The sequence below is a fragment of the Aliirhizobium smilacinae genome (assembly GCF_006335145.1).
Classification (GTDB): Bacteria; Pseudomonadota; Alphaproteobacteria; order Rhizobiales; family Rhizobiaceae; genus Neorhizobium; species Neorhizobium smilacinae.
The window spans coordinates 116,955-129,109 of record NZ_VDMN01000007.1; the positions used below are offsets into that span (position 1 = coordinate 116,955).

The 12,155-nt window shown below is 60.0% G+C and carries 13 protein-coding genes; 5 read left to right on the forward strand and 8 right to left on the reverse strand.

Going from position 1 to position 12,155, the window contains the following annotated elements:
* Positions 1-7: 7 nt before the first annotated feature.
* On the reverse strand, positions 8-1,102 hold the full coding sequence (locus FHP24_RS23875) for an ABC transporter ATP-binding protein (RefSeq protein ID WP_139678756.1): 1,095 nt from the start codon (positions 1,100-1,102) through the stop codon (positions 8-10).
* 110 nt (positions 1,103-1,212) lie between these two features.
* Entirely contained in the window at positions 1,213-3,300 is a 2,088-nt protein-coding gene (locus FHP24_RS23880) for a M3 family metallopeptidase (RefSeq protein ID WP_394344666.1), read from the reverse strand.
* Between the two features lie 158 nt (positions 3,301-3,458).
* Between FHP24_RS23880 and FHP24_RS23885 the strand changes: the two genes are divergently transcribed.
* Together FHP24_RS23885 and FHP24_RS23890 are read left to right on the forward strand one after the other, a co-directional pair.
* Positions 3,459-3,956 (forward strand): MarR family winged helix-turn-helix transcriptional regulator, encoded by a 498-nt coding sequence (locus FHP24_RS23885; protein ID WP_139678757.1) that lies wholly within the window; start codon positions 3,459-3,461, stop codon positions 3,954-3,956.
* A 22-nt stretch (positions 3,957-3,978) separates the two neighbouring features.
* On the forward strand, positions 3,979-5,154 hold the full coding sequence (locus tag FHP24_RS23890) for a multidrug effflux MFS transporter (RefSeq protein ID WP_139678921.1): 1,176 nt from the start codon (positions 3,979-3,981) through the stop codon (positions 5,152-5,154).
* 50 nt (positions 5,155-5,204) lie between these two features.
* Here FHP24_RS23890 and FHP24_RS23895 read toward each other — a convergent pair whose 3' ends face one another.
* The 3 genes from FHP24_RS23895 to FHP24_RS23905 form a co-directional block, all read right to left on the reverse strand.
* A complete protein-coding gene (locus FHP24_RS23895; protein ID WP_139678758.1) occupies positions 5,205-6,428 on the reverse strand; it encodes an argininosuccinate synthase in 1,224 nt (407 codons plus the stop codon).
* Between the two features lie 110 nt (positions 6,429-6,538).
* Positions 6,539-6,829, reverse strand: coding sequence for a type II toxin-antitoxin system RelE/ParE family toxin (locus FHP24_RS23900; protein ID WP_139678759.1), 291 nt, complete (start codon positions 6,827-6,829; stop codon positions 6,539-6,541).
* Positions 6,826-7,077 carry a type II toxin-antitoxin system ParD family antitoxin gene (locus FHP24_RS23905; RefSeq protein ID WP_139678760.1) on the reverse strand — a complete coding sequence of 84 codons (252 nt, stop codon included), beginning with the start codon at positions 7,075-7,077 and terminating at the stop codon, positions 6,826-6,828. The genes FHP24_RS23900 and FHP24_RS23905 overlap by 4 nt, the downstream gene beginning before the upstream one ends.
* 102 nt (positions 7,078-7,179) lie before the next feature.
* Here FHP24_RS23905 and FHP24_RS23910 point away from each other — a divergent pair, with 102 nt between their 5' ends.
* A complete protein-coding gene (locus tag FHP24_RS23910) occupies positions 7,180-8,034 on the forward strand; it encodes an SDR family NAD(P)-dependent oxidoreductase (protein ID WP_139678761.1) in 855 nt (284 codons plus the stop codon).
* A gap of 71 nt (positions 8,035-8,105) precedes the next feature.
* On the forward strand, positions 8,106-8,747 hold the full coding sequence (locus FHP24_RS23915) for a LysE family translocator (protein ID WP_139678762.1): 642 nt from the start codon (positions 8,106-8,108) through the stop codon (positions 8,745-8,747).
* A gap of 20 nt (positions 8,748-8,767) precedes the next feature.
* On the opposite strand, the gene FHP24_RS23920 is transcribed toward FHP24_RS23915, so the two are convergent.
* The 3 genes from FHP24_RS23920 to FHP24_RS23930 all read right to left on the reverse strand — a co-directional run bounded on the left by FHP24_RS23920 (position 8,768) and on the right by FHP24_RS23930 (position 11,496).
* On the reverse strand, positions 8,768-9,562 hold the full coding sequence (locus tag FHP24_RS23920) for an ABC transporter ATP-binding protein (protein ID WP_139678763.1): 795 nt from the start codon (positions 9,560-9,562) through the stop codon (positions 8,768-8,770).
* Positions 9,559-10,440: an ABC transporter permease gene (locus tag FHP24_RS23925; RefSeq protein WP_139678764.1), complete on the reverse strand. Its 882-nt coding sequence runs from the start codon at positions 10,438-10,440 to the stop codon at positions 9,559-9,561. Before FHP24_RS23925 ends, FHP24_RS23920 begins: the two co-directional genes overlap by 4 nt.
* Positions 10,441-10,542: 102 nt before the next feature.
* Positions 10,543-11,496: an ABC transporter substrate-binding protein gene (locus tag FHP24_RS23930; protein WP_139678765.1), complete on the reverse strand. Its 954-nt coding sequence runs from the start codon at positions 11,494-11,496 to the stop codon at positions 10,543-10,545.
* Positions 11,497-11,687: 191 nt separating this feature from the next.
* On the opposite strand from FHP24_RS23930, the gene FHP24_RS23935 reads away from it, so the two are divergent.
* Positions 11,688-12,155, forward strand: coding sequence for a MarR family winged helix-turn-helix transcriptional regulator (locus FHP24_RS23935; protein WP_139678766.1), 468 nt, complete (start codon positions 11,688-11,690; stop codon positions 12,153-12,155).

Sequence of the window (12,155 nt, forward strand, 5' to 3'; positions counted from 1 at the left end):
AAATCTCCTATTGGGGTGAATGCACTGGATGTGCGAACCAGCGGATCTGGTCGTGATCGATCAGGAGCCCGACCCCGTCTCCGGGCTTGAGCTTGTGGCGGCTGAGAACCTGCAATTCGACATGATCGGCACCGATCAGCGAGACGGTCGCCAGATGCCCGTCGCCGCGAAACTGTGACCGCAGCACGGTTGCTGCCAGACGATCCGGCTGGATATCGCCCGGTGTGATGGCGGCGACAGGGATCAGCACGCGGCTGTTGTCGGTGCGGCCTTCATCGGCACGCATGAGGGCGATGTCGCTATTGCGGAAAACCCAGCAGGCATCCCGCCGTTCGAGTTCGGCAATGCCGCCCAGTCGCAGGAAATCCGCGACTTCAGGGGTTGCCGGCTGCGCCACGAGTTCGTCCGGTGTCGCCAGCTGTTCGATCAGCCCGCCGCGCATCACCGCGACCTGATCCGCAAGCGTCAGCGCCTCGCTGTGATCATGGGTGACATAGATGGCGGTAAGGCCGAGCGAGGCGATCAGCTCTGCCAGTTCACCGACCATGTTTTCGCGCAATTCGCGGTCGAGATTGGAAAGCGGCTCGTCGAACAGGATGAGTTGCGGTTCGGCAACGATGGCACGCGCGATCGCCACGCGCTGCTGCTGACCACCGGAAAGATCGCTCGGCCGACGTCCGGCATAGGCAGAAAGACCAACCCGATCCAGCGCATGCAGGGTCCGTCGCTCCCGATCGGCACGGGAAACGCCACGCATTTCCAGCGGAAAGGAAACATTGCCGCCGACCGTCATATGCGGCCAGAGCGCATAGTCCTGAAAGACCATGCCGAGATTGCGCTTTTCCGGTGGCGAAAAGGCGTTGGTCGCTGCGTCCGCCACGATCTGGCCGGCAATGGCGACCGAGCCCTTGCTCGGCGCCAGAAGACCGGCGACCAGTCTTAGTAGTGTCGTCTTGCCACAGCCCGAAGGACCGAGAAGAGCAAGCGTCTTGCCCTGGCCAAGCGACAGGTCGATGCCGCGCAATACCGGTGTTGCACCATAGTGCAATTCCAGTCCGGCCGCAGAGACGGCAGCGTTGCTTGTCGAGGGATCGATTGTCATGGGAACCGGCGTCGGAGAAGAGATGCCGGTTCCATAGTCAGCCTGCATGACAGGACGGTTACATTTTTATGACAGCAGAATGACAGTTGTTCCCGAAGGATGGGATCCGCCTATGCGTCGCTGCCGGTAAGCTCGGCTACCATGGCCAGTCCCTTCTTCTTCAGCATGGCCGTCGGATCGGGCAGCTTGCCGCGGAAAGCCGTGTAGGTCACTTCCGGATCGATCGAGCCGCCGACGGAATAGATATTATTCTTCAGCTTGCGCGCCATCACCGGATCGAAGGGGTTGCCGACCTCCTCGAATGCCGAAAATGCATCGGCATCCAGCACTTCCGACCACATGTAGGAATAATATCCGGCCGAATATCCTTCGCCGGAAAACACGTGCTGGAAATGCGGAGTGGCGTGACGCATCACGATCGAAGCCGGCATTTTCAGCTCCGACAGAACCTGCGCCTGCATCGCCATCGGATCCTCCACCGTGTCTCTTGTGTGGAACGCCATGTCGACCAGCGCCGACGAGGTAAACTCGACGGTCGCGAAACCTGCGTTGAAAGTGCGCGCCGCCAGAACCTTGTCCAGCAACTCCTTCGGCATCGGCTTTCCGGTCTCGTAATGCACGGCGTATTTTTCGAGGATTTCCGGCACCGTCAGCCAGTGTTCGTAAAGCTGTGACGGCAGCTCGACGAAATCGCGCGAGACGCCGGTCCCGGAGACGGATGGATAGGTCACATCCGACAGCATGCCGTGCAGTGCGTGGCCGAATTCATGGAACAGCGTGCGCGCATCGTCGAGCGACAGAAGCGCCGGCTTGCCTTCCGCCGGCTTGGCGAAATTGCAGACGTTGAAGATGATCGGCAACTCGCCCTCAGCGCCGCTTTTCAGCGTCAGCTTGTGTTGCGACTGGAATGAACTCATCCACGCGCCGGAGCGCTTGGAGGACCGGGCGAAATAATCGCCGAGGAAAAGCGCCTTCAGCGCACCGCTCTCGTCGCGCAATTCGAACACGCGCACGTCCGGGTGATAGGCTGCAATCCCCTTCAGCTCGGTCAGCGTGACGCCGAACAGGCGCTTGGCGACATCGAAGCAAGCCTCGATGATCTTTTCCAGCCGCAGATAAGGCTTCAGCTCGGATTCGGAGAAAGAGAAGGTCCGCTCACGCAGCTTCTCGGCATAATAGCGCCAATCCCACGGCATGACCGAATGGTTCTTGCCCTCTTCCGCCACAAGCTTGCCAAGGCTCGCCTCTTCCTCGAGCGCCTTGGAGCGTGCCTTTTCCCACACCTGGCCAAGCAGATCGTTCACAGCATCAGCCGTTTTCGCCATCGTGTTATCGAGCTTCAGGGCGGCAAAGTTCTCATAGCCCAGAAGTTTCGCCTTTTCAGAACGCAGGGCGAGCGTCTCCCGTACGATCGCGATATTGTCCCGCACACCGCCATTTTCGCCGCGAGCCACCCAGGCCCGGAAAGCCTGTTCGCGCAGGTCGCGCCGTGCGGAAAACGTCAGGAACGGCTCGATGATCGAGCGGGACAGCGTCACCATGTACCCATCGGCCTCGCCGCGGTCGCTTGCGGCAGAAGCCATCGCATCACGCAGGAAGGTCGGCAGGCCTTCGAGATCGGCTTCCTCGGTCAGCTTCAACGACCATTCCTTCTCGTCTCCGAGAACGTTCTGGCCGAACTGCGCACCAAGGCCCGCGAGTTTCTCGCCGATCGCCGAAAGCCGGTCCTGCTCGGGCTTTTCAAGCTTCGCACCCGACTTGACGAAACCCTTCCAGTGGCGCTCCAGCACCCGCTCCTGTTCGAGCGTCAGGTCAAGCTCGGCCCGCTTTTCCCACAACGCATCAATGCGCGTGAAAAGTGCGGCATTGGTGCCGATCTTCGAATAATGGCGCGACATCTTTGGCGCGATCTCGCGCTCCAGCGCTTGAATCGTCTCGTTCGTGTGGGCACCGGCCTTGCCCCAGAACAGGGACGAGACGCGGGAAAGCTCGTCGCCGGCGATTTCCAGTGCCACGACCGTGTTTTCGAAGCTCGGCGCGTCCGCATTGTTGGCAATCGCGTCGATCTCTGCCTCGTGGCTCGCCAGGGCCACCTCGAAAGCGGGGGAAAAATCCTCGTCTTTGACGAGATCGAACCGCGGCAGGCCTTCGTGCCCGCTCCATTCGACGAGGGCACGGTTGACGGAAGCGTTGGCCATCAGGGAGATCCTTCTGCGATTCAAAATTGTTTCTGGTCTACAGGATAGGTTGTCGGGCGCTTGGATCAAGTCCGACGAAGCGGAGCTTCACGCATTCGTTGCGAAGGGTCTCAAGCTTTTCCGTTTGCGGCCACGCGGAAAGATAGTAAGTCAACCTTATGAGCCTTCCAGTCAAAATTTCCCATGATGAATCGCAGGGCGATCTCCTGGGTCTGCTGATCGTCGATACCGCACGCGCATTGCGGACTGCGTTTGAAAATCGCATCAACGCGGCAGGGTTGGGCCTCACACCCGGCGAGGCAAGGGCGCTGATCCACATTGCCGACCATGAGGGCAGCCGGCAGCTCGACATCGCCTCGCAGATGGGCGTCGAGCCTATGACGCTTTGCACCTATCTCGACAAGTTGCAGACGCTCGGCCTGATCGAACGCCACAAATGTATTGCGGACCGGCGCGCCAAGCGGATCGGACTGACGACGACGTCGGACGACATGATCCGCAGAATCCGCGCAGAGCTCCACGTCATTCTGGATCACGCGACATCCGGCCTGTCCCACGAGGCCAAAAGCCATCTGGAAGCGTCGCTCGCCGTTCTAAACCGGAACCTTCAGGAGGCATGCCCTCCAGCTCAACCAGGTACAGATGAGAGCCGCTAACGCCGCCGAACACTCTCCGATCATGAGCGAGAGGCGCACGACCGTGCTCGGCGCCCTGTTGACTGCGATCGGCCCGATATCGATGGCAGTTTATACGCCGGCAATGCCGGAACTGGTGCGCGCCTTCGGCACGACGGAAGCGGCGATCAAACTCAGCCTGTCACTTTATTTCGGCGGCTTCGCCATTGCCCAGCTTCTGGCCGGTCCCGTCTCGGATGCTTTTGGCCGGCGTGCCGCCTCCATCGCCTTCCTGACGATCTATGTCCTGGGTTCGTTGGTTGCCGCGATGGCGATCGACGTCAACTGGATCCTCGCGGGACGCCTTATCCAGGGTATCGGTGCCTCGGTGGGCGTGACTGTCGCGCGTGCCGCCGTCCGCGACCAGTTCACCGGCGAGCGAGCCTCCCGCATCATGAACATGATCGGCATCATTTTGGCGATCGGCCCGGCGCTCGGGCCCACCATCGGCGGGCTCGCTCTTTCCACCTTCGGCTGGCAGTCGATCTTCCTGCTGATGGTCGCCTTCGGCGGCGGGGCTCTTTTGGCCTGCATATTCGTGCTGAAGGAAACGACGGTTCCGGATCGCTCACGTCTGCAACCCGTCACGCTCGTGCGCACCTATGCCGGCCTCATCACCGATCTCCGCTTCCTCCTCCCCTCGCTCATCCTCGGCGGCTCGATCGGCGCGCTTTATGCCCAAGGCACCATGTTGCCCTTTGTGCTGATCAATGTCGTGGGACTGAGCCCGACCGAATTCGGCCTCGGCATGCTGGCGCAGACGGGCTCCTATCTGGCGGGCTCGATCGCTTTGCGCACGGTCTCGGGGCGCATATCCGGCCCTGCGGCTGTTTCGATCGGCGTCAGTTTCTGCGGGGTCGGCGGCCTGCTGATGTTCCTCTCAGTTCATCTTCTGAGCCCGACCTTCCTGTCGATAATGGTCCCGGTCGGCATATGCACTTTCGGCATTGCCTTTCTGTCGCCTCATGTCGTGACCGCCGGCCTTGCAGCCTTCCCCAGGACGGCAGGGTCCGCGTCGGCGCTGATGGGCTTCATCCAGATGGGCGGCGGTTTTGCCGGAGGGCTTGCGGCAGCCGCTTTTGCCAGCCCGCTGACCTCCTTTGGTACGATCATTCCCGCAATGGAGTTCACGGCAGTCGCGAGTTATCTCGCCTATCGCTTCGTCAGCAAACGCCAATAAAAAAACCCGCTGCGGTGACAGCGGGGCATGTTTCTAGATCGAGAACCCGATTACTTCGACTGGTTGCGCTTGGCGAGCGTGCGCAGACGCAGCGCGTTGAGCTTGATGAAGCCGGCTGCATCCTTCTGGTCATAGGCGCCCTGGTCGTCCTCGAACGTGACGAGCTGGTCGGAATAGAGCGACTTTGCACTCTCGCGGCCGATGACCATGACATTGCCCTTATAGAGCTTCAGCGTCACTTCGCCCTCGACATGCTCCTGGCTCTTGTCGATCATCGCCTGCAGCATTTCGCGCTCCGGCGAGAACCAGAAGCCATAATAGATCAGCTCGGCATATTTCGGCATCAACTCATCCTTGAGGTGAGCAGCACCTCGGTCGAGCGTGATCGATTCGATGGCGCGATGGGCCGCCAGCAGGATCGTGCCGCCGGGGGTCTCGTAGACACCGCGCGACTTCATGCCGACATAACGGTTCTCGACCAGATCGAGACGGCCGATGCCGTTGTCGCGACCGTAATTGTTGAGGGTGGCGAGCAGCGTTGCCGGCGACATAGCGACACCGTTGATCGAAACGGCATCACCCTTGTTGAAGCCGACCTTGATCGTCGTTGCCTTGTCGGGAGCGGCTTCCGGCGAGATCGTGCGCATATGCACGTATTCGGGAGCCTCAACGGCCGGATTTTCCAGAACCTTGCCTTCGGAAGACGAGTGCAACAGGTTGGCATCGACCGAGAACGGCGCTTCGCCCTTCTTGTCCTTGGCAACCGGGATCTGGTTTTCTTCGGCAAACTTCAAAAGATCTGTACGGCTCTTGAACGACCAGTCGCGCCAAGGTGCGATGACCTTGATATCCGGGTTCAGCGCATAGGCCGAAAGCTCGAAACGAACCTGGTCGTTGCCCTTGCCGGTCGCGCCATGGGCGATCGCGTCGGCACCGGTCTTCTTGGCGATGTCGATCAGGTGCTTGGAGATCAGCGGACGGGCAATCGACGTGCCGAGCAAATAGACGCCTTCATAAACGGCATTTGCGCGGAACATCGGGAAAACGAAATCGCGGACGAATTCTTCGCGGACGTCCTCGATATAGATTTCCTTGATGCCGAGCATTTCGGCCTTCTTGCGGGCCGGCTCGAGCTCTTCGCCTTGGCCGAGATCGGCGGTGAAGGTAACGACTTCAGCATTAAGCTCGGTCTGCAGCCATTTCAGGATGATCGAGGTGTCGAGACCGCCGGAATAGGCGAGAACGACCTTTTTTACGTCTTTCGGGAGTGCCATGATGAAAATGTCCGTCTGCGGGTGGTGGCGGAAACAATCCGCCCAATTTGGATCGCCGAAGTTTTTAGCGAGTTTCTGCTGTCACGCAAGAAAAACCCGGCAGGACGGGATCAGAGATGACGCCGCACGTTCATGCGCTGGTGAAGGATGCGGATAATTGCGATACGATCATCTCCACCGAGATAAATGATGACGTGCGAATTAAAGGACAGCGCGAGATAGTCTCGTTTTAAACCCGCAATCACCTTGCCGGAGCGACGTCCTTCCGCAATCATTCGGCACGCATCCCGAAGATCGAAAATGTAAGCTTTAGCCTTCTCGAAGCCCCAATGCTCTTCGGTATAATCATAAATTTCGTCGATATCGGCTTCGGCCTTTGGCGAGAAGACAAGTGTCTTCATCTCTGCGCGCGCTGTGCTCTTTTGCGTTCGATGAATGCGTCGAAATCAAACGGCTGCGGCTCTCCCGAAGCCTCACCCTCATCGATCGCCGCCCGGATCGCCTCGATCTCGTCCTCTTCGCTTTCCTTCAAAAGCCGTAGCGCCTCTTCGATGACCTCGCTCTCGGACGCATAACGTCCGTCATCGACCTGCTTCTTGACGAAGGCGGTCAGTTCCTCATCCACCCTGATCGATATGATTTCGCCCATCGGCCCGGCTCCGCTTCAATATCCCGTCATGTTGACGGGATAGCGGTAAGTACCATATCCCGGCGGACCTTTGAACAGAAGCGTCATAGAGGAGACCGACCCATGACCGTTACTCATCCCGCTCTGAAAAAGGACAACGTCGCCGTCGTCACCGGAGCCGCATCCGGCATCGGACTTGCCGCAGCGAAGGAATTTGCCCGTCTGGGCCTTTCCGTCGTGCTGGTCGATCTCGAAGGAGACAAGCTTGTCGAGGCAGCCCGCGAGGTGACGGCACTTGCCGAAGGCGGCGAGCATGACGTTGCAGCCATCGGCACCGACGTGTCGAAACCGGAAGAGATCGCAGCTCTTGAGCGAGCCGTCATCCAGCGTTTCGGCCGGGTCCATGTGCTGATGAACAATGCCGGTATCCAGCCCGGCAGCAGCATTTTCGGCCCGCAGGCGAATTGGGAGAACGTGCTTGCCGTCAACCTGATGGGCGTCGTCAACGGCAGTCGCATCTTCGGCCCCGCGATGATTGCCCATGGCGAACCGGCCCTCATCATCAACACCGGTTCGAAACAGGGCATCACCACGCCTCCCGGCGACCCCGCCTACAACGTTTCCAAGTCCGGCGTAAAAACCTTCACCGAGGCGCTGCAGCACGAGTTGCGCAACACCGAAGGCTGCCAGGTTTCGGCGTATCTCCTGATCCCCGGCTTCGTCTATACCGGTCTCACAACCGGTCACACCGAAAAGCCCGAAGGAGCCTGGACATCGGAACAGACGGTCGAGTTCATGATAGAAAGCCTCGGTCACGGTGATTTCTACATCCTGTGCCCCGACAACGATGTCGATCGCGCCACCGACGAACGCCGCATGGCCTGGGCGATAGGCGACGTCATCGAAAACCGCCCGCCGCTTTCCCGCTGGCACCCGGATTTTGCCGATGCATCAAAACAATTCATCAACAACCGTTGATTGATTGATTTGGCAGAAGCACGAAAGCCGGATAAACGAACCCGACGATCCTCCGGCTTTCGAGAACGACCATGGAATTCCTGCCAAGCCTGCCTATTCTGCTTGCCTTCACCGCCGCCGGTCTTCTGCTCTCGATTACGCCGGGGCCGGATATGACATTATCGGTCAGCCGCGCCATCAGCGAAGGCCGCAAGCCGGCACTATTTGTTGTGCTGGGCACAAATCTCGGGGTCGTCTGCCACACTCTGCTGGTCGCTTTCGGCATCTCGGCACTGATCACCGCCTCGCCGACCGCCTTCTTCATCCTGAAGACCGGCGGTGCGGCCTATCTTCTCTGGCTCGCGATTCAGGCGATCCGCTTCGGCTCCAGCCTGTCGGTGGAAAAGGTCGAGCGGCCGGAAAGCAGCGCGCTTGCCAGCATGTCGCTCGGTTTCTGGGTCAACATATTGAACCCCAAGGTCATCATCTTCTTCATGACCTTCCTGCCGCAATTCGTCTCGGCGCAGGATCCGCATGTCACGGGCAAACTGATCTTCTTCGGGCTTTATTTCATTGCCATCGGCATGCCGATCAACCTGATCGTCGTGCTGGCCGCCGACAGGCTCTCCGCCTGGCTGCAGGCCAATCCAAAAGTCCTGCGCGGCATCGACTACACCTTTGCCGGCGTCTTCTCGATCTTTGCGGCAAAAATCTTCTTCACTCAGGCTCGCTGAAAAATGGCACGCTGACCGGCTCAGCCGATCAGCAACGCGTCGTCGTCCAGCGTTTCGCCCCGCATCTTGCGGAACATGGCGATCAGGTCCTCGACCTGCAGGTCCTTGCGGCTGTCGCCGCTGACATCGAGAATGATCTCGCCGCCATGCAGCATGATCGTGCGATGGCCGAAATCCAGCGCCTGACGCATGGAATGCGTCACCATCAGCGTCGTCAGCTTGCGCTCCGACACGACGCGCTGGGTGAGTTTCATGATGAACTCCGCCATGCCCGGATCGAGCGCCGCCGTATGCTCGTCGAGCAGCAGCACTTCAGAGCCCGCCAGGGTTGCCATGACCAGTGACACCGCCTGTCGCTGACCGCCGGACAACAGGTCCATGCGATCCTTCATCCGATTTTCGAGCCCCAGATTGAGTTCGGCAACCCGCTCGCGAAAAAGCTCGCGACGGCGCGGGCCGAGCGCCGAACGCAGCCCACGACGTTCGCCGCGCCGCGCTGCAAGCGCAAGGTTTTCTTCTATCGACAGGGAGCCGCAACTGCCGGCCAGCGGGTCCTGGAACACTCGGGCGACGAGACCGGCACGGGCGGATGTCGACTTGCGCGTGACATCGGTCTTGCCGATCATCACCTTGCCTTCGTTGGCCAGCACGTCGCCGGCCAGAACGCCGAGCAGGGTCGACTTGCCGGCGCCATTCGAGCCGATCACGGTCACGAACGAGCCTTCCTCGATCGTCAGGTTGACGCCCTTGAGCGCCTCCTTCTGCAGCGGCGTACCCTTGCCGAAAGTAACGTGGATGTTGCTGAGATCGATCATGACGAGGCTCCCCGGCGCAGGCGCGGCAGAACGAGCGCCACGGCCACCAGAACGGCGGTGACGAGATTGAGATCGGAGGCTTTCAGGCCCAGCGCATCCGTCGACAGCGCCAGCTGGATGGCGATACGATAGAGAATCGAGCCGACAACGCAGCCGATCAACGCCAAGAGGATGCCACGTGCGCCGAACAGCGTCTCGCCGATTATGACGGCGGCAAGACCGACGACAATGGTACCGACACCAGACGTGACATCGGCAAAACCGTTGGTTTGCGCAAACAATGCACCGCCCAACGCGACCAGCGCGTTGGAAAGCGCAAGCCCGAGATAGACCTGCCAACTCGTATCGATGCCTTGCGCCCGCGACATGCGCGGATTGGCGCCGGTCGCCCGCATCGCCAGCCCGGCATCGCTCTCCAGAAAGCGCCAGACGGCGATGACCGCAATCACTACCAGCACGCCGACGAACAACGGACGTACATAGACTTCCCTCAGGCCCAGACCGAAGAACGGGCTCAGCATCGTATCGGCATTGATCAGCGCGACGTTCGGCTTGCCCATCACCCGAAGATTGACGGAGAAGAGCGCGATCATCGTCAGGATCGAGGCGAGCAGGTTGAGGATACGGAAGCGCACATTGAGAAACGCCGTCACCGTACCGGCGGCAGCACCGGCCAGCATGGCGGCAAAGGCTGCAAGCCACGGGTTGATACCGACCGTAATCAGCACAGCCGCGACGGCGGCCCCGAGCGGAAAGGAACCGTCCACGGTGAGATCGGGAAAATCGAGCACCCGGAAAGCGAGAAATACACCGATGGCGACAAAGGCGAAAACCAGCCCGAGTTCCACTGCGCCCCAGAAGGCGATCTGACTAAGCACCTTGTCGTGCCCCCCTCTTTATCCGGCGCGTGGCGCGCCGGTTGGTCGTCGGTCACACCGGATGAGAATTATCCCTCATCCGGTGCTTTGGTGACAGGCGGATTATTCGACGGTGCGGGTGGCGCGCGAAACGATGGCTTCCGGCAACGTCACGCCCATGCGGGTTGCGGCACCCTTGTTGATCACCAGATCGGTTCCGGCAGCAACGGTCACCGGAATATCGCCGGGAGCTTCGCCCTTGAGGATACGGGCAACGATCGCGCCGGTCTGCTTGCCGACATCGTAATAGTTGAAGCCGAGAGCGGCAACGGCACCGCGATCGACCGAACCGGTATCGGCGGCATAAAGCGGGATCTTGGCTTCCTCGGCAACACCAACGGCCGCCTCGAAAGCAGAAACGATCGTGTTGTCGGTCGGAATGTAGAAGACATCGGCGCGGCCGACGAGCCCGCGGGCAGCCCCCTGCACTTCAGCGGACTTGGTGGCGACCGATTCGACGACGGTCATGTCGTTCTTGTTGGCTTCTTCCTTCAGCGCGGCGAGGATCGAAACGGAATTGGTTTCGGCCGTATTGTAAAGAAAACCGATCGACTTCGCCTTGGGCGAGATTTCCTTGATCAGCTTGATATGCTCGGCCACCGGCGACATGTCCGAAAGGCCGGTCACGTTGCGGCCGGGCTTCGTCACATCCTTCACCAGCTGCGCGCCAATCGGATCGGAAACGGCGGTAAAGACGACCGGAATATCGCGCGTCGCGGAAACTACGGCCTGGGCCGAAGGCGTGGAGATCGGCACGATGACGTTTGGCTCTTCGCCGACGAACTGGCGGGCGATCTGCGCCGCCGTGCCGGGATTACCCTGCGCCGATTCATACAGGAACTTCAGGTTCTCGCCGTCCTTGTATCCGGCCTCCGCCAGCGCGTCCTTCACGCCATCACGCACGGCGTCGAGCGCAGGATGTTCGACGATGGCAGTCACGGCAACGGTGACGTCCGCAGCCTTGACAGGCATGGCAAGAGCCGTCGCAGCGGCAAGGGCAAGAATGAAAGCGCGCATAGGTTTCCTCCGGTCAATTTTTTGTCTTTCGCGCTTTTAGAAAGCATACGGCCCAAAATCAACAACGAGCTGGTCGCAGCAGGCTACTGCAAATTTTCAACGGGTGATCCGGCCGCGCCCTGCACCCATTGCATCACAATCAAGATGATTGAGCACTTGCAGAAATAATAGTTTTGATCCAAATAATTTTAATGCATAGAAATCCAAATGATCCCAAGGCCGTTTTTGGTGGCGCCATCGTCGTATTTGCCCGCCGATGGCGCATGTTCATCGATGAAAAGCTGGCGGAAAGCGGCCTGACCGACGCCAGCTGGACACCGCTGATCTATCTGCACCGGCTGGGCGACGGCCTGCTTCAGAAGGAGCTGGCCGCTGCCTCCGGTCTCGACGAATCCAGTCTCGTGCGGCTGATCGATATTCTATCGCAGCGCGGCCTTCTCGAACGCCGGATCGATCCAGACGATCGCCGCGCGCGCAGGCTGTATCTCACCGACGACGGCCGGCAGACGGCCGCTGCTATTCGCCTGCAACTTGTGGCGCTTGAGAACGAACTGCTGGCCGACTTCAGTGATGGAGACGTCGCCGCCGTTCTGGGCATCTGTGAAGGCGTTGAAGCCAAGATCGAAAAGGCAAAATCCGAAATTAAGGCGCGGGGATAA